Below are 17320 nucleotides of genomic sequence, written 5' to 3' on the forward strand. Positions count from 1 at the left end.
ACGGAATGGCGCGGAAAACAGGAAGTGACGGTCGCAGGGTCGATAGCGGAGCGGCTCCGCTGGCGGAACTCTGGCGCGGTGGCGTGCTGGAAAGCACCCATCTGGGGCATGCGGTGATCTGCGATGCCAAGGGGATCATCGAGGCATGGGGGAACCCGTCTGCGGTGATTTTCCCCCGCTCGTCGTGCAAGATGATCCAGGCTCTGCCTTTGATCGAGACCGGTGCGGCAGCGGATCGCAGGCTGGGGAGCGAGCATCTGGCACTGGCCTGCGCAAGCCATGAGGGCGCGCATCTGCATGTGTCAAAGACCGGGCGCTGGCTGGAAGATCTGGGACTTGTCGAGCCGGATCTGCGCTGTGGCGCGCATGAGCCCGCCGACCGCGAGGAGCGCAACCGGCTGATCCGCGAGGGAGAGGCGCCCTGCCAGCTGCACAATAATTGTTCGGGCAAACATTGCGGTTTCCTGACCGTGGTGCAGCATCAGGGCTGGGGCCCCGATTATCACGAGATCGACCATCCTTTGCAGCGTGCGATCCGCGAGGCGACCTCTGAGGTCGCGGGCGAGGAGATCTCGGGCTGGGGGATTGATGGCTGCTCGGCGCCGAATTTCGCGCTGAGCCTGGAAGGGCTTGGCCGCGCAATGGCCGGTTTTGCCAATGCGAAACCGGGGCAGGGCGCCAGGGCCGGGGCGATGGTTGCGCTGCGCGAGGCGATGATGGCGCATCCCGAACTGGTCGCGGGCGAAGGCCGCGCCTGTACCGGGCTGATGCGAGCCGCGAGTGGCCGCGCGGCGGTGAAGACCGGCGCCGAAGGGGTGTTTATCGGCATCCTGCCGGAACGGGGCATCGGCATCGCGATCAAGGCCGTCGACGGCAATCACCGCGCCTCTGAAGCCGCGATTGCTGCGCTGCTGGTGCGGCTGGGCGTGGTGGAAGCGGGCGATCCGCAGGTGTCGCGCTGGCTCAACCCGGTGCAAAAGAACTGGCGCGGGCTGGTGACCGGTGAGGTTCGTGCCGCCGCCGGATTGGCCTGAACCCGACGAACGGGCGGGGCCAGAGATACGGCCTGAGACAGGGGTGGGACCCGGAGTGTAACCAGACTGTGTCGCGCAGCGCTTGATTTGTGGCAAAGCGGCGGGCAGACTGGTTGCATGAACATGGAAGCGCCCCTTCCCTTTCCGGCGGGTGGTAAAGAGCCGGAGATCGTCGCGTTTCAGCGGCAGGAACTCTCTGTAATCCTGCGGCTTTACGGGATGATGGTGGCCGCCGGCGAATGGCGGGATTACGGCATTTCGCATGGGCGGGAGGCGGCCGTTTTCTCGGTCTTCCGTCGCAGCGCCGAGACCCCGCTTTACCGCATCGAGAAGCGCCCGAAGCTGCGGCTGAAACAGGGGATCTATGCTGTTCTTGGTGAGGGTGGCCAGGTGCTGCGGCGCGGGCATGAGCTGGAGCAGGTGCTCAGAGTGCTGGAGCGCAAGCTGATCCGGCCCGTCGGCTGAGGGCTGAGAGGAACGATTTCAGCCTGGCTGCCGGATGGATGCCGGCCCCGCAGGACCCTTGCATATTATTGCCGGGATAAATTGCCGCCGCGCAATGTTCCGACGGGTCTGCCGTCAGGGGCGGCGGCGGGTGATGAGGTCGCTCCCGTAATGCGACTGAATCCTGGCGATGGCGGCCGTGAGGTCTTCATAGGCCACCGACATCGTATACCCATTGGCGTGGATCAGCCGGGTCGGGCTGACCATCAGCGCGACATGGCCTTTCCAGAACAAAAGGTCGCCGCGTTGCAGGGGGGCGCTGTCGGGGATGGCCTGGCCGATGCTCTGCTGCAGATCGCTGTCGCCCGGGCAGGCGAGGCCGGCGGCATGGAAGGCCAGTTGCACAAGGCCCGAACAATCGACTCCAGCGGCGGAATTGCCGCCCCAGAGATAGGGAGCGTGGAGGAGGGATTGCGCGACCGTGACCGGATCAGGCGCAACCTGGTCCAGGGCCGCGAGATGCGATTTCGGAAGAAAACCATCTGGGGTTTCTGCCCAGGCGCCGGTTTCGCCGGTCACCGTGACGCGGGCATTCAGCCAGAGGGGCATCAGCGGCGGGGCCTGGACGCGGGGCTCCGGGTAAAGATGGGTGGCCGGGCTTTGCACGCGGTGCGAGGCCGCGCGCGGTGTTGTGAGGCTGGTTTCCGCGACCCAGCCACAATAGCCGTCTTTGACGGCCATCACGAAGACATGGCCCTCCCGCCGGTCGATCGTCGTGACCTCATCGCCAAAGATCAGCTGCCGGTCAATCGCCCCTGCCGGCGCGGCCAGAAGCGGCGCCAGCGGGGTTGCGATCCGCGCCGGCTCGCCCTCGGTCAGGGGTACATCCGCGATGCGGTTCCGGAGCGAGATATGGCCGATCCGGCCGGAAAACGGGGTCAGCCGGCGGTCCATGTCAGTGGCCCATCCTTAAAGACCCAGGATTTCGGGAAGGGCGTTCAGGATCGCGCGCGCGCCCTGGCCTGCGCCGCCTTTGGGCCGCGCCGGGGCGTCAGAGGGAGTATGGCCGTAGATGTCGAAATGCATATAGCGCGGGTGATCGGCAAAACGGCGCAGGAAAAGCGCCGCCGTGATCGCCCCGGCAAAGCCGAAGCCGGGCGCATTGTCGAGATCAGCAATCCCGGGTTCGATCACCGGCTCGTAAGCCTCGTGGAAGGGCAGCCGCCAGACCGGGTCGAAGCCGGATTTCGCGCCGCGTTCCAGGGCTGCGGCCATTGCGTCATCCTGCGCCCAATAGGGGGCGAGATCGGGGCCGACCGCGATCCGCGCGGCGCCGGTCAGCGTCGCCATGGTGATCAGCGCATCCGTCTCTTCCTCGGTCGCAAAGGCCAGTGCATCGGCGAGCACCAGGCGGCCTTCGGCATCGGTGTCATTGATCTCGACCGTCAGCCCCTTGCGGCTCGTCACGATGTCTTTCGGCTTTTGGGCATTGCCCGCGATCACGTTTTCCACCGCTGGCACCAGCAGCCGCAGCCGGATCGGCAGGTTCAGGGCCATGATCATCTTTGCAAGGCCCATGGTGGTGGCAGCACCCCCCATGTCCTTTTTCATCAGGAGCATGCCGTTTGGTGGTTTGATATCGAGGCCGCCCGTGTCGAAACAGACACCCTTGCCGACCAGGGTGAGGCGCGGGCCCGTGCTGCCCCAGCGAAGGTCAAGCAGGCGCGGTGCGCGCGGGCTGGCCTGGCCAACCGCATGAATCAGCGGGAAATTCTGCGTGATCAGATCATCACCCCGGATCACCTGCGTGGTGGCACCATATTCTGCGGCGAGCGCGAGGAAGGCGCTTTCCAGCTCGTCGGGGCCCATATCGCGGGCAGGGGTGTTGATCAGATCACGGGTGAGGAATTCGCCCGCCGCCATTGCTTCGATCCGCCGCGCATTGACGCCGGCGGGCACCACGAGTTGTGCAGGCCGCGCCGGGGCTTTGCCGGGGCGGTAGCGGTCGAACCGGTAGGAGGCCAGGAGCCAGCCGAGCGCCGCCTCTGAGGCGAGATCGGCGGCGAGATCGGTTGCGAAATGCCAGATCGTGCCCTCGGGCAGTGCGCTTGCGGCTTTGGCCAGCACAAAGCGCTGCCGGGCCCGGGCGCGGTCTGTGCCCAACCCCGCAACCGCGCCCCTGATGCCATCTCCGCCGGGGAGCAACCGCAGCTCGCCCGCCGCCGCCTCAAAGCCGCTGGCCCTCAGCCAGGGCGCGAATTCGGCGCCTTCTCCGGCCAGGAACTCCGGCAGGCCGGCAGGGGTGACGATATAGAGCGGCAGAGACTCCGCGCCTGGTTCGAGGAAACGGGGCTCTGCTCTGGTCTGCTCTGACATGATCGGGTCCGGTTCTATGTCGCCGCCAGGCCGGGGCCTGGTGCGCGCGGTCAGTGATTGCGCGAGACTGGCCTGGCGGGCTTCCGGCTGCAAGGGGCGCTCGCGCGAGGGGAACACACAGGTGATCCCGGGACCTTTCCCGGCCCGCAGCAGTGGCTACAGCGATCCATCGGCGAATTCCGGACCCGGGTTGAGCGAGCGCCGCGCGATCCGCAAAATCCGCGCCCAGACCGCGGCGAAAGCCGTGCCATCGCCCCGCCTCAGACAAAGGCGCGCATCCGATACCGCGCGTTCCAGGCTCTGCATGCCGAGGTTTTCCGCCATGGCGCGGAGCTTTTGCAGCTGCCGGTCGGCGCTTTGCAATTCGTGATCGCGGATCTGACTGGCCAGACCCGCCAGCACCAGCGCCAGCTCTCCCAGTGCGCGGCTTACGACCTGATCGGCCGCAGCCGTGCCGAGGCTGCGATAGATCGACGCGATTACTTCGCCATCCTGCAAGATCCGCTCCTGCGGATGCAGCATCTGTATGGTCCCCATTGCCTTACCCCGTGGCCCCACCAGGCCAAACCCCCAAAACCACCGCCAGAGCGATCACAACGCGCGCCGCCCTGGCGGAAATTTCCCATTACCCACACAGATCTTTGCAGCGATTTGCTTTCGACTTCGCTAAACCTGCAGGGCTCGCATCGGTTTTGTGGCGATTTTGCCCCTCGCAATTTCTGCAAATGCGAAGTACTCAGAGCAACCAAGGAGCAAGCCCATGATCCAGGCCCGCATTCTTCCGCAGTACCTTGTCCAGCGCTTTCACGGCTGGCGTGCAACCAGCTATCAGAACAACCGGGCGTGGTATCGCCGCCTTGCGGAAAGCGGTCAGCATCCGCGCGCCATGGTGATTTCCTGCTGCGACAGCCGCGTCCATGTCACCTCGATTTTCGGCGCGGATGAGGGTGAGTTCTTCATTCACCGCAATATCGCGGGCCTCGTGCCCCCCTATACGCCCGATGGCAAGAATCACGGCACTTCGGCAGCGGTGGAATATGCGGTGACTGCGCTGAAGGTCGCGCATATCCTGGTGGTCGGCCATTCGAATTGCGGTGGCGTTAAGGGCTGCCATGACATGTGCACCGGCCATGCGCCCGAACTGGAAGAAAAGACCAGTTTTGTCGGCCGCTGGATGGATATTCTGCGCCCTGGCTTCGAGAAAGTCGCGCATCTGCCCGAAGATGTGATCCTGCCCGCGCTTGAGAAAGAGGCGGTGCTGGTCAGCCTTGAGAACCTGATGACCTTCCCCTTCGTGAAAAACGCGGTCGAGAATGACATGCTGACGCTGCACGGCATGTGGAACAATACCGGTGAGGGCGAACTGGAACAGTTTGATCCCGAAAAGGGCGTGTTCGTTCCCGTCTGAGCCATTTCTGACCGGCTGTTCAGACGGGTCCCTCAGACGGGCCGGCCTGTCAGCAGTTTCGGAAGCTCGCCGCTCAGGCCCGCCGCCTGCCGGATGAAACGGCGTCTGAGGCCCGGCGCGGCATTGACCGCTCCCAGCCCCAGATCGCGGCCCAGCCGCAGGATCGGATTATCGTTCGAGAAAAGCCGCGTCACCGCATCCATGCCAAGCGCCAGCAGCGTCGAATCAAACCGGCGCCAGCGCTGATATTCTTCCAGCGCAACACCGCCGCCTATGTCTTCGCCACGGCGCTGGGCCATGATCAGCACCTCGGCCAGGGCCGCCACATCGCGCAGGCCAAGATTCAGCCCCTGGCCCGCCACGGGATGGACGCCATGGGCTGCGTCGCCGACCAGGGCCACACGGTCCGACACGAAATGCTCGGCCAGCGACAGCGACAGCGGATAGCTGAACCGTGCGCCGGCAAGGCTGATCTCGCCCAGGTAACCGCCGAAGCGGGGCTTCAGCGCAGTCAGGAAATCTTCGTCATCCAGCGCGGCGATCCGGGCCGCAAGCCCGCTCTCCTCGCTCCAGACGATCGAGGAATGATGGCCGCCCGCCAAAGGCAGGATCGCCAGAGGCCCGCCCGGCATGAAGAATTGCTGCGCGCAGCCCTGATGATGGATCTCGTGGCGCACCGCCGTCACCAGCGCGGTCTGGCCGTAGCCTGCGCCCAGCCGGCGGATGCCTGCACGCGCCGCCACGCCCGAGCCGCGCCCGTCACAGCCCACGAGCAGCCGCGCCGCCAGGGTCTCGCCCGACCCAAGCGCCACGCCCACCCCCGCCGCGCCCGGCGACTGGCCTGTGACCGTCTCGCCCGAGATCAGCGTGACGCCCGGCGTCTCGCGCATCGCATCGAGAAAGGCCGCATAGAGGAAGCGGTCCTCAAGCATAAAGCCCATCGGCCCTTCTTCGATCTCATCCGCGTCGAAATTCAGGAAAAACGGCGCGGGGCCTTCGCCTGGCCGCCCGTCGCTGGCTTTGATGCGGTGGATCGGCTGCGATTTATCAGCGACCTGATCCCAGATCCCGATTGCGCTCAGGAGCCGTTTCGAGGCGATGGACAGCGCATAGGCGCGACCGTCAAACCCGACCTCGGCGCGCGCAGGCGCCGGGCGCTGATCGACCACCGTGACCGACAGCCCGCCTTGCGCCAAAGCCAGCGCCAGCGCCGGCCCGTTCAGCCCGCCGCCCGCAATCAGCACGTCGCTGTGTTGGTTCCGCTTCGTCATAGGGCATGGCTAGACCCGGCGCGGCGGTTTGTCCATGCGCGGGATTGTCGCCCGCGCGACATGTCGCTAGCGTCGGCGCGAATGGTGGCGAGACTGGCGGAGAGACGGGCGACATGAGCGGCATCTGGTTCAATATGACGGCGGCGGATCTCGGGCGCAGCATCGGCGATGGCCGGATCCACCCGGTCGAACTGGCCGAGGCTTTCCTTGAGCAGATCGCGAACCACCCGCTGTCAAAGCGCATCTATGCCCGCGCGACCGAGGCGCGGGCGCGGTCCGAGGCGGTGGGTGCCGCCGACCGCGCGCGGACCGGTTTTCGCAAGGGACCGCTCGACGGGGTTCCGGTCAGCTGGAAGGATAATTTCGACAGCGCCGGCACAGCGACCGAAGCCGGATCGGCGCTGCTGCGTGGCCGTGTGCCGGAGCGTGATGCGGAAACCCTTGAAATGGCAACGCTTTCCGGGCTGGTCTGTCTGGGCAAGACCCATATGTCGGAACTGGCTTTTTCCGGCCTGGGACTGAACCCGGTCACCGCGACACCGCCCTGCCTGAATGACGAACGCGCCGTGCCCGGGGGCTCTTCTTCGGGGGCGGCGGCCTCGGTGGCTTTCGGGCTGGCGCCGGCGGCGATCGGGTCGGATACCGGCGGATCGGTGCGGATCCCGGCGGCCTGGAATGATCTGACAGGGCTGAAAACCAGCCCGGGCCGGCTGTCGGGTCGTGGCGTGGTGCCTTTATGCGAGCGGTTCGACACGGTCGGCCCGCTGGCCCATTCGGTCGAGGACTGCGCGCTGCTGCTTGCCGCGCTGGAAGGGCGGCGCGCCCCTGATCTGACCGGCAGCGCGGTCGCCGGCATGCGCTTTGCGGTGCTGGAGACGGTGGCGCTGGACGATCTGCGCGAGGCCCCCGCCAAAGGCTTCCACGATGCCTGCGCGTCGCTGACCCGGGCGCGGGCGCGGGTCGAGCGGGTGGACCTGCCGGAGCTGAAAGAGGCGATGGCGCTTTCGGGGATATTGTTCACCGGCGAGGCCTGGGGGATCTGGCGCGAGACCATCGAGGCCGCGCCCGGCAAGATGTATGCGCCGATCCTTGAGCGTTTCCGGTCGGGTTCTGCAATCACGGCGGCAGAGTATGTTGCGGCCTGGCGGCGGCTCGAGGAGATCCGCGCGCTCTGGCGTGACCGGATGGCGGGTTTTGACGCGATCCTGACGCCCACCGCGCCGATCCTGCCACCCGATGCGGAACGGCTGCAGACCGACCGCGATTACTATATCGGCGAGAACCTGCTGGCGCTCAGGAATACGCGGATCGGCAATCTGATGGGGCTTGCCGCGCTCACGCTGCCGACCTCGCAACCCTCTTGCGGCATTCAGTTTCTTGGCACCGCCATGGGCGAGGACCGGCTTCTCAGGGTAGGGTCGGCGGCAGAGCGCGCATTGGGCTGAACCGTGCCGGCAGTTTCACGGGCATAAAAGCCACAATCTATGCCCTTAACCCCCTGGGGATGGTTGATAAATTCTGGACCGCCGCAGGATAGGGCGTTATGCTGACCGTCAAACGGGGCGATCAACGACCCTGGGCAGAGGCAGTCTATGGCATTCCCTGAGCGGTTTTCGAACCTGCCGGATTACGCGTTTCCGCGACTGCGGAAACTTCTCGATGCGCACGCTCCGGGCGGCGAACCGATTGCCATGTCCATCGGCGAGCCGAAGCATCCGATGCCCGATTTCGTCGCCGGGATCCTTGCGGCGAATGTCGGGGGATTTGCGGTCTACCCGCCGAATGACGGAACCCCCGGGCTGCTCGATGCGATTTCCGGCTGGATCCTGCGTCGCTACGGCGTTGAAATTACTGAAAACCGGCTGATGGCGCTGAACGGCACGCGGGAAGGGCTGTTCAACGCGGCTCTCGCGCTGGCACCCGAGGTCAAGGGTGGCAAGCGCCCGGTCGTGTTGATGCCGAACCCGTTCTACCAGGTTTACGCCGTGGCCGCGCTGGCTGCGGGCGCCGAGCCGGTCTATGTGCCCGCCACCGCCGCTACCGGCTTTCTGCCCGATTATGCAGCGCTTCCGGCTGATGTCCTGGACCGCGCCGTGGTGGCCTGGATCTGTTCGCCCGCCAATCCGCAGGGCGCAGTGGCGCCGCGTGACTATCTCGCGGATCTGCTCGATCTTGCGGAGAAACACGATTTCCGCCTCTTCGCCGATGAATGTTATTCCGAGATCTGGCGCGAGGCACCGCCTCCGGGTCTGTTGGATGTGGCCGGTCAGAAGGGTGCCGATCCCGAGAAATACGCGGTCTTCCATTCGCTTTCCAAGCGTTCGAATATGCCCGGGCTGCGCTCGGGTTTCGTTGCGACCGGGCCGGAGTCTATGGCGCGGATCCGCCGGTTGCGGTCCTTTGCCGGCGCGCCTTTGCCGCTGCCCCTGCAGATGGTGGCCGAGGCCTGCTGGCGCGACGAGGCGCATGTCGCTGCGAGCCTCGCGCTTTACCAGAATAAATACCGCATGGCCGCCGAGGTGTTCGCCGGTCATCAGGGATTCCGGCTGCCCGATGGCGGCATGTTCCTGTGGCTGCCCGTGCAGGACGGCGAGGCGGCGACGCTGAAGCTCTGGCAACAGACCGGGGTGCGGGTGCTGCCCGGGGAATATCTCTCGCGCGATGTTGCGGGCGAGAACCCGGGCAAGGGCTATGTAAGGGTGGCGCTTGTTGCGCCCGAAGAAGAAACGCGGCGCGGGCTGGTTCAGCTTCGTGACTGCCTGTTCGGTTGAGGGGACGGCTAAAGCATGGCGAGCTTTCAGATGAGACAGCGAGACCCCCTTCTCGATCAGGGCACCCAGGCAATGCTGGAGCGTCGTGGCCGCGAGCTGATCGGCATCGCGCTGATCGTGACCGCTTTTCTGGTGATGCTGATGCTGTCGAGCTATTCGCCCGAGGATCCGGGCTGGATGGTTTCCACCCAGGAGCCGGCGCGCAATATTCTGGGACGTTTCGGGGCGGCTGTGGCGTCGACCCTGACGATCCTGATCGGGCAGGGCGCTTGGTCGATCCCGCTGATCCTTGGCCTGTGGGGCGGGCGCTTTATCCTGCATTGCGGCGCGGATCGGGTGATCGGCCGCATCGTCTTTGCGGCGGGTGGTGTGGCGCTGGCTTCGGCCTGGGCTTCGACCCTGACCGTGCCTGTGGGCTGGCCGCATTCCTTCGGTTATGGCGGGCTTTTCGGCGATACCGTGGTCGGTGCCCTGGTCGGCATCGTGCCCGGCTCGATTGAGTTTTCGCTGCGCGTGGTGTCTTTCCTCAGCTTTTTCGGCCTCATCGCGGCGCTTTTGTTCGTGACCGGCTTCAGCCGGGGCGAGCTGGTGACGATCCGCCTCGTGCTGATGCATGGCTCGGTCATGATTTATTCGATGCTGATGCAACTGATGGGCAAGGGGGCGTCGGGCGCGCTTGACCGGGCGCGCAATGTGGCGGGCGATATGATGGAACGCCGCCGGATGGCAAAAGAGGCGCCGGTATCGCCGCGCCATGAGCCGCGCCATGAGCCGCGCCACGAGCCCCGGAACGAGTCGCGCCAGGCCGCACAAAGTTCGGCTTACGGTGCGCCGCAGCCGATGCAGAGCCGCAATTCCGTGGTGCGCCGCGCCGATGTTGCGCGTGCTGATATTGCCCAGGCGGAACCCGCGCTGATCGCCGATCCGGAACCGGCTCCGCTGGCGGCGGGTGCGGCCTGGAACGCGCCTGCGACCCTGCGCGCTGATCAGCGTTATTCCGCGCCGGTTGCGCCTGTTCAGGAGATGCCGAAGGAAAAGCTGGGCTTCCTTGCCCGGATGCGCCGCGTGGTCGATCCCGAGCCCGAACTGGTCGAACCGCATTCCCCGGCCGAGCAATATGACATTGCCGCCCCTGGCGATGACCGTATCCGCGCGCGGATTTCCGATGCGATCCGGGCGCGGGCCCGCGGCGCTGCCGGAAGTGCTGCGGCTGTCCCTGCCGGGCCGCCGATGACCCCGTTGCAGGCTGCGATTGCCGCGCGCCGGGCAGAGCCGCCGATGCTGCGCCCGCGCCGTCCCGCACCGCTGATCGCCGATACCCGCCCGCGTATCCCGCAGGAACCGCGCGTCCTGCAGCAGATGTCCGAGCCGCCGCTCACCGCTGCCCAGGCGCTGGCCCAGGCCGATGAGATGGAAGAGACCGATGCTCTGACCTGGGATGAGGCGGCCGCAAACGGCTACGACTATTCCGAAGAGTATCGCGCTTACGGTCAGGACGAATTCAGTAACGAATTCAGCGATGATGACGCCTGGAGCGAGGAGAGCTGGGAAAAAGAGGCGCCTGCAATCGCACCGGTTCTGCCCGCCGCGGGCCGTGCCGAGCCGCCTTTGATGGCGCGCCGCGTGGCTGCGCCGCAGATGCCGGCACCTCAGGCATATGAGACACCGGTTGATGACTGGCAGCCCGATGAGGATTATGAGCCCGATTACGATCCGGCACCGGTGGCCGCGCCGCGCCTTGCGCCGGTGCTGGATCGCCGCCCGATCGTACAGGTGCCGGTGAAAAAGCCGGTTCCCCAGTCGGTCCGCGCCCAGGCCGAGGCGCAGCCCTCGCTCCGTTTCGACGAGACGCATCAGGATTTCGAACTGCCGCCGCTGGCCTTGCTCTCGGCGCCCTCGGGCACTTCCGGCCAGCAGCTTTCCGATGAGGCGCTGGAAGAAAACGCACGGATGCTGGAATCGGTGCTGGATGATTACGGCGTCAAGGGCGAGATCGTCTCGGTCCGCCCCGGCCCGGTTGTGACGATGTATGAGCTGGAGCCGGCGCCGGGTCTGAAGGCCAGCCGTGTGATCGGTCTGGCCGATGACATCGCGCGCTCGATGTCTGCTTTGTCGGCACGGGTTTCGACCGTGCCGGGCCGCTCGGTCATCGGGATCGAACTGCCGAATGCTTACCGCGAAAAGGTCTTCCTGCGCGAGATCTTCGCCAGCCGTGAGTTTGGCGACGGCCAGCAACGCCTGCCGCTGGCTTTGGGCAAAGACATCGGCGGTGCCCCGATTGTTGCGAACCTGGCCAAGATGCCCCACCTCCTGATTGCAGGGACCACGGGCTCAGGTAAGTCGGTCGCGATCAATACGATGATCCTGTCGCTGCTGTATAAGCTGACGCCGGATGAATGCCGGCTGATCATGATCGACCCGAAGATGCTGGAACTGTCGGTCTATGACGGCATCCCGCATCTGCTCAGCCCTGTCGTGACCGACCCGAAAAAGGCGGTCGTCGCGCTGAAATGGGTCGTGGGCGAGATGGAAGAACGCTATCGCCGCATGTCGAAAATGGGCGTGCGCAACATCGAGGGCTATAACGGCCGTGTCCGTGAGGCACTGGCCAAAGGCGAGATGTTCAAGCGCACCATCCAGACCGGCTTTGACGACGAGACCGGCGATCCGGTCTTCGAGACCGATGAATTCGCGCCGCAGCCCTTCCCCTATATCGTGGTTGTGGTCGATGAGATGGCCGATCTGATGATGGTCGCGGGCAAAGAGATCGAGGCCTGTATCCAGCGTCTGGCACAGATGGCGCGGGCCTCTGGTATCCACCTGATCATGGCGACGCAGCGGCCTTCGGTTGACGTTATCACCGGCACGATCAAGGCGAACTTCCCGACCCGGATCTCCTTCCAGGTGACGTCGAAAATCGACAGCCGCACGATCCTTGGTGAGATGGGGGCCGAACAGCTGCTGGGCCAGGGCGACATGCTTTACATGGGCAATGGCCAGCGCATCTCGCGGATCCACGGGCCTTTCGTCTCGGATGAGGAAGTCGAGGAAATCGTTAACCACCTCAAGAGCTTTGGCCCGCCGTCTTATATGTCGGGCGTGGTGGAAGGCCCGGATGAGGACAGCGCGTCTGACATCGACCAGGTGCTGGGCCTTGGTGGCAATACAGATGGCGAGGATGCGCTTTACGATCAGGCGGTGGCGATTGTCGCGCGGGACCGCAAATGCTCGACCTCTTACATCCAGCGCAAACTGGGCATTGGCTATAATAAGGCCGCGCGTCTGGTCGAGCAGATGGAAGAGAACAGCGTTGTGACCCCGGCAAACCATGTCGGCAAGCGCGAGATCCTGATTCCCGAGACCTGATCCCCGAAACACGGGCCCAGAGACACGGGCCCCGGGCCATCCGGATCAGAACGCCGCGCAACCCTGCGCGGCGTTCTGATTTTTTCACGGGGTCGCCTGTCTCAGTAAAACGCGCGCAGTGTTAAGCCCCGTGGTCAGTGGCCTGGGTGCTGGCTGACAGTGCCCGGTGTTCCTTGCCCCAGTCCGCCAGCATGAACACCACCTTCTCCAGTGCCCTGCCCGAGGGGGTCAGCTGATATCTGCCGCCTCTGCCGGCTTGCGCCACACCCTGTCTGGCCTGACCGTGCTGCGCGGGATCAGGCCGCGTGATCGCGCCATTGACCTCGAGTTCGCGCAGTTCGCGCGCGAGCATCCGGGGCGAGATCGTCGCCAGCAGCCGCTCGATATCGGCGAACCCTTTGGGGCCGCTCAGCAAAGTGCAGATGATCGCCAGTTTCCACTTGCCGCTCACCACATTCAGGGCGTCGCGGATCGCCATCACAAAGGCCTTCTTGCAGAGCTCGTTATCTTCCGGCTCCAGCTCCATCTGGTGGATCATCCTGTTCATCCCGTGGCTCCTCACATGCGCCGCACAACACTATACAAGTTGATAGTTCTTTGACCTTTTGCGGCCCCTATACCGGCGGGGCAGCAATGGGAGTGTGTCATGATCCTGATCGGCGGTTCAACCGGCCAGCTTGGTAAAGAAGTTGTGGCCCAGCTGCTGCGCCGCGAGGCGAAGGGGCCGTTCGCTGTTCTGGCACGCGACCCGGAAAAGGCAAAAATCTATGCCGACCAGGGGATTGAGGTGCGCCTGGGGGATTTCGACAGCCCTGAAAGCCTCGGGCCGGCCTTTGCCGGGATCAGTCGCTTTCTGTTCATTTCGACCATGTCGCAGGATCGTGGCGCGCAGCAGAGCCGTGTCGTCGAAGCGGCAAGGGCCGCGGGGATCCGTCACATCGTCTATACCGGTCTTGCGATCCGTGACATCGCGACCTCGGCTGTGCGCGACCTGATGGCCAGCCATTTCGAGACCGAGGACCGGATCCGCGCCTCGGGGATGCAATGGACCTTTCTGCGCAACGGCATGTATGCCGAGGCGATTGCGCAGATCGCCGGGCCAAAGGCGCTGACCGATGGCCTTTCGCTGCCGGGCGGCGCGGGCCGGGTGCCCTATGCTTTGCGTGCCGAGATGGGCGAGGCGGCGGCGAACCTTCTGCTGGGCGAGGGGCATGAGGGCAAGACCTATAACATCACCGGCAGCGATGCCTGGAGCTATGGCGATATCGCAGCGGGCCTGTCGCGGCTGACTGGCCGTGCAATCGGTTATCAGGACATCCCGGAAGAGGCGTTGACCGCCGGGATGCGCGCCGCCGGCATTCCGGATTTCGTGATCTGGCTGACGCTGGGCACGATCAGGGATATCCGCGATGGCCAGTATGACATCGCGTCGCGCGATCTTGAGATCCTTTTGGGACGGGCGCCGAAATCGTTGGATCAGATGCTTGCATCGGTCTTTGCCTGACGTCCGCCCCGACCAGTCAGTGCCGTAACGAGTGACCAGTTTTCCGGATCGGGGGCCTGCTCCCGATCCACCCCCCGTTTCCAGTTTGACAGGACAGAGGATGCCATGACCCAGACCACTGCACGCGCCGTCGTTGACCGGATGTTCACCGCCTTCAACGCGAAAGACCTGGACGGCGCCCTTGCCACCGTGTCGCAGGAAACGCTCTGGATCCATCACGGATCGCAGAAAATGCCCTCGGTCCGGTTCGAGGGCAAAGGCGGCGCTGCCAAATTCTTCGGCACCAGCTTTGCGGCGATGAAGATCGACTATTTCCGCCCGCTGACCTTTATCGAACAGGGCGACCAGGTCGTGGTTCTGGGCGAGGAGAGCTATGTCATGGACGGGATCGAGGGAAAATTGTCCAATAAATGGGTGCAGGTTTACACCGTCACCGATGGGCTGATCAGCAGGATGGAAGAATTCGCCACTTCGGCGGATCCGGCCGCTTACCTGGTCGTGAGCTGACGGCCCGGGCGGCCCCCCTTCTCCCCCGGGGGGGCTGCCTCACACCCGCTCCAGCACCAGCCAGGTCATGACACCCATAGGCGGCAGCGGCCGGCGTTCCACCAGTTTCAGGCGCGCATCCCCAAGCACCCGGGCAATCGGGAAATCGGCCTGCCAGCCCAGATGATGCTGCAGCGGCTGGATCAGACGTTCGGCGACTTTCAGCGCGCCTTTTTCGGCGGCGAAATGATTGGTGATCAGCACATGCGCGCCGGGACGGCAGACGCGGGCGATTTCTGACAAAGCGCGTTCGGGATCCGGCACGACCGAGAGCACATGCATCGCCGACACCGTATCGAAACTCGCGTCCGGGAAGTCGAGCGCCTGAGCATCCATCTGCCGCAGCGTGACATTTCTCAGCCCACGCTCTGCGACCCTGCTTTCGGCGCGGGCGAGCATTTCGGCGGAAAAATCAATGCCGGTGATTGTGACCCCCGGCCCGTAAAGCGGCAGGGCGAGGCCAGTGCCGACCCCGACCTCCAGCACGTCGCCACCGCGCGCCGTGGCATGAGCGGCAGCGCGGTTGCGGCCCTCATGCAGCAGCTTCCCAAAGACGGAATCATAGACCGGCGCCCAGCGTTTATAGGAGGCGGTGACGGCGGCGGCTTTCATGCGGAGGACTCCTGGTTGGTCATGCCCGGTTTGTTATATGCGGCGGCCGCTGCGATCTGCTGAGGCAGGCCCGATGCCGCCCCATCATCCGCGCCGGCCTGACGCCCGGTTTACAGTCGCGATTTCTGTCAGAGACTTGAGCAAGGTCAAGTGTGGTTTTACGCCATATGTCGCATCAGGGCGTAAGATCGCCGGTTTTGATAAAGCACTGGGTGCCCGAAATTCTCGCGCAAAGTGCGGATCAAATCCGGTTCCTGCGCTGCGATGGCCTTCCGGTCGCAAGATAAGGCTGCACTTTGCATTGGGAAAAGGACGCGTCGCCGCCGCCGCTGAGCAGCGTGCCGGTGCTGGCCCGCCGCCCGGGCCAGGTATCGGTGATCCAGGATCGGGCGGCGCATTTCCGCCGGCTGCTCACGCCACGCTATCTGCCAGCGCAATGTGATGCATGCGCTGCCGTTCCGGTAAGGCGCGATGCCTCTCTCAGGCCGCGCCGCTCACAGCCCCGGCACAAAGCCGCGAGTATTGTTGCAGAGGGATTTCCGCAAGCCGGGCGGGCGGTTATACTGTTGTCATGGATCGTCGCACCGCACTTCTCGCCCCGCTCGCCCTTGCTCTGCCTGTCGTGATGGCCGGTCGGCCCGCACTTGCGGACAAGATCTCCCTCAACACGCTGTCGAAATACCTGAACGACCTGACCACGGTTGAGACGGATTTCACCCAGATCAACGGCGACGGCTCTGTCTCGACGGGCAAGCTGTTCATCCGTCGCCCCGGCCGTGTGCGCTTTCAATATGCGCCGCCCGACCGGTCTCTGGTGCTTGCCAGCGGCGGCAATGTCGCGATCTTTGACGGCAAATCGAACTCCGCGCCCGAGCAATACCCGCTGCGCCGCACGCCGCTGAACCTTATCCTCGCGCAGAATATCGATCTGGGAAAGGCGCGGACGGTGATCGGCCATAAGGAGGACGGAACCTCGACCAGGGTGACCGCACAGGACCCGGAACATCCGGAATATGGCACGATCGAGCTGGTCTTTACCGGCGGCCCGACCGAGCTGCGGCAATGGGTGATCACCGATGATCTCGGGCAGCAGACCACGGTGATCCTTGGCGAGATGAAGAAGGGCGGCAGGCTTGGTGACAGCCTCTTCTCGATCCCGGTCGAAATGAGCAAGCGCAAGGGCTGATCCGCCTATCGCAGCGGTGCCGGCTACAGAATGGAAAAAGGCGGGCAATGGCCCGCCTTTTCGTGTTTTTGCCTTGCTCCAGCCCGGTGTCTGACCCGGGTACCGGGTTCAGCGGCGGCAATCCGCCAGCTGGGAGCGATACATTTCCGCACGAGTGCCAACCTTTCTGGCCACTTCAACCAGCCAGGGCTTGGCCAGATAGCTTTGCCGGGAATAGCCGGCGCGGCCCTCGTGATAGGCGAGATACTGGTTCTCGGCATCGGTTTTGGGAATGCCAAGCCGGCGGGCCGAGCCGTCCATATACCAGCCCATGAAATCGGTCGCGTCGCGGATATCGTCGCGTTTGCGCCTCCCGCCCTGGTCTTTGAGATATTCCTCCCAGGTGCCGTTGAGCGCCTGGCTGTAGCCATAGGCCGTGCTTTGCCGCCCCATCGGAATCACCCCGAGCGCCCAGCGATGCGGCGTCTGCGCATTGCCGATGAACTTCGATTCCTGGTGGATCGAGGCCATCTGCACATGGACGGGGATGCCCCATTTCCGTTCGGTAGCCTGCATGGCCCGCATATATTGCGGCCGCTCGCGGATGATCGCGCAAGCATTGTCGAGTTCGCGTGGCGCCGTAAAGCTCGCTTTTCCGCCCCCGCAGGAGGCAAGCAATAAAAGCAACAGCGCCGCACGGAGAAACCTGCTCATTTGCCCCTCGTGCATCTTGTTTTTTGCGACTATAGCGCAAGCCGCAACCGGTGGAAACCGGTTGGCAGGGGCCTCTGTTCAGTTCTGCGCGAGCAAAAAACGTGCGCGT

The 17320-nt window shown here is 64.7% G+C and carries 16 protein-coding genes; 9 read left to right on the plus strand and 7 right to left on the minus strand.

From position 1 onward, the window contains the following. Positions 1-5: 5 nt before the first annotated feature. The gene (locus tag M3484_RS07605) at positions 6-1034 is read left to right on the plus strand and encodes an asparaginase (protein ID WP_249496410.1); all 1029 of its coding nucleotides are present in this window, start codon (positions 6-8) and stop codon (positions 1032-1034) included. A 123-nt stretch (positions 1035-1157) separates the two neighbouring features. Next, positions 1158-1499, plus strand: a complete 342-nt coding sequence (locus M3484_RS07610) for a DUF2794 domain-containing protein (protein ID WP_249496411.1) — start codon at positions 1158-1160, stop codon at positions 1497-1499. 114 nt (positions 1500-1613) lie between these two features. On the opposite strand, the gene M3484_RS07615 is transcribed toward M3484_RS07610, so the two are convergent. The 3 genes from M3484_RS07615 to M3484_RS07625 all read right to left on the minus strand — a co-directional run bounded on the left by M3484_RS07615 (position 1614) and on the right by M3484_RS07625 (position 4376). Further along, positions 1614-2432 (minus strand): C40 family peptidase, encoded by an 819-nt coding sequence (locus tag M3484_RS07615; RefSeq protein ID WP_249496412.1) that lies wholly within the window; start codon positions 2430-2432, stop codon positions 1614-1616. 15 nt (positions 2433-2447) lie between these two features. After that, positions 2448-3854, minus strand: coding sequence for a leucyl aminopeptidase family protein (locus M3484_RS07620; RefSeq protein ID WP_249496413.1), 1407 nt, complete (start codon positions 3852-3854; stop codon positions 2448-2450). Between the two features lie 156 nt (positions 3855-4010). Further along, positions 4011-4376, minus strand: a complete 366-nt coding sequence (locus M3484_RS07625; RefSeq protein WP_249496414.1) for a hypothetical protein — start codon at positions 4374-4376, stop codon at positions 4011-4013. 238 nt (positions 4377-4614) lie between these two features. Here M3484_RS07625 and M3484_RS07630 point away from each other — a divergent pair, with 238 nt between their 5' ends. Beyond that, on the plus strand, positions 4615-5262 hold the full coding sequence (locus tag M3484_RS07630; RefSeq protein WP_092901157.1) for a carbonic anhydrase: 648 nt from the start codon (positions 4615-4617) through the stop codon (positions 5260-5262). A 32-nt stretch (positions 5263-5294) separates the two neighbouring features. Here M3484_RS07630 and M3484_RS07635 read toward each other — a convergent pair whose 3' ends face one another. Continuing rightward, positions 5295-6533 carry an FAD-dependent monooxygenase gene (locus tag M3484_RS07635; protein ID WP_249496415.1) on the minus strand — a complete coding sequence of 413 codons (1239 nt, stop codon included), beginning with the start codon at positions 6531-6533 and terminating at the stop codon, positions 5295-5297. Positions 6534-6646: 113 nt separating this feature from the next. On the opposite strand from M3484_RS07635, the gene M3484_RS07640 reads away from it, so the two are divergent. From M3484_RS07640 to M3484_RS07650, 3 genes are all read left to right on the plus strand, one after another. Next, positions 6647-7978 carry an amidase gene (locus tag M3484_RS07640; RefSeq protein ID WP_249496416.1) on the plus strand — a complete coding sequence of 444 codons (1332 nt, stop codon included), beginning with the start codon at positions 6647-6649 and terminating at the stop codon, positions 7976-7978. 147 nt (positions 7979-8125) lie between these two features. Further along, the gene (locus tag M3484_RS07645; protein WP_092901165.1) at positions 8126-9304 is read left to right on the plus strand and encodes an aminotransferase class I/II-fold pyridoxal phosphate-dependent enzyme; all 1179 of its coding nucleotides are present in this window, start codon (positions 8126-8128) and stop codon (positions 9302-9304) included. Positions 9305-9334: 30 nt separating this feature from the next. Next, a complete protein-coding gene (locus M3484_RS07650) occupies positions 9335-12670 on the plus strand; it encodes a DNA translocase FtsK (protein WP_249496417.1) in 3336 nt (1111 codons plus the stop codon). Between the two features lie 121 nt (positions 12671-12791). Here M3484_RS07650 and M3484_RS07655 read toward each other — a convergent pair whose 3' ends face one another. After that, positions 12792-13217: a winged helix-turn-helix transcriptional regulator gene (locus M3484_RS07655; RefSeq protein ID WP_249496418.1), complete on the minus strand. Its 426-nt coding sequence runs from the start codon at positions 13215-13217 to the stop codon at positions 12792-12794. A gap of 99 nt (positions 13218-13316) precedes the next feature. Here M3484_RS07655 and M3484_RS07660 point away from each other — a divergent pair, with 99 nt between their 5' ends. Then, positions 13317-14174 carry an SDR family oxidoreductase gene (locus M3484_RS07660; protein ID WP_249496419.1) on the plus strand — a complete coding sequence of 286 codons (858 nt, stop codon included), beginning with the start codon at positions 13317-13319 and terminating at the stop codon, positions 14172-14174. A 105-nt stretch (positions 14175-14279) separates the two neighbouring features. After that, complete coding sequence (locus M3484_RS07665; RefSeq protein WP_249496420.1) at positions 14280-14681, plus strand: nuclear transport factor 2 family protein; 402 nt, start codon at positions 14280-14282, stop codon at positions 14679-14681. A gap of 39 nt (positions 14682-14720) precedes the next feature. Here M3484_RS07665 and M3484_RS07670 read toward each other — a convergent pair whose 3' ends face one another. Further along, positions 14721-15332 carry a class I SAM-dependent methyltransferase gene (locus M3484_RS07670; RefSeq protein WP_092895221.1) on the minus strand — a complete coding sequence of 204 codons (612 nt, stop codon included), beginning with the start codon at positions 15330-15332 and terminating at the stop codon, positions 14721-14723. 571 nt (positions 15333-15903) lie between these two features. Here M3484_RS07670 and M3484_RS07675 point away from each other — a divergent pair. Continuing rightward, entirely contained in the window at positions 15904-16518 is a 615-nt protein-coding gene (locus M3484_RS07675) for a LolA family protein (protein ID WP_249496421.1), read from the plus strand. Positions 16519-16626: 108 nt separating this feature from the next. On the opposite strand, the gene M3484_RS07680 is transcribed toward M3484_RS07675, so the two are convergent. Next, on the minus strand, positions 16627-17211 hold the full coding sequence (locus M3484_RS07680; protein ID WP_092895225.1) for a transglycosylase SLT domain-containing protein: 585 nt from the start codon (positions 17209-17211) through the stop codon (positions 16627-16629). Positions 17212-17320: the final 109 nt, after the last annotated feature.

It is taken from the genome of Pseudomonas sp. GX19020 (genome assembly GCF_023371075.1).
Classification (GTDB): Bacteria; Pseudomonadota; Alphaproteobacteria; order Rhodobacterales; family Rhodobacteraceae; genus Pseudogemmobacter.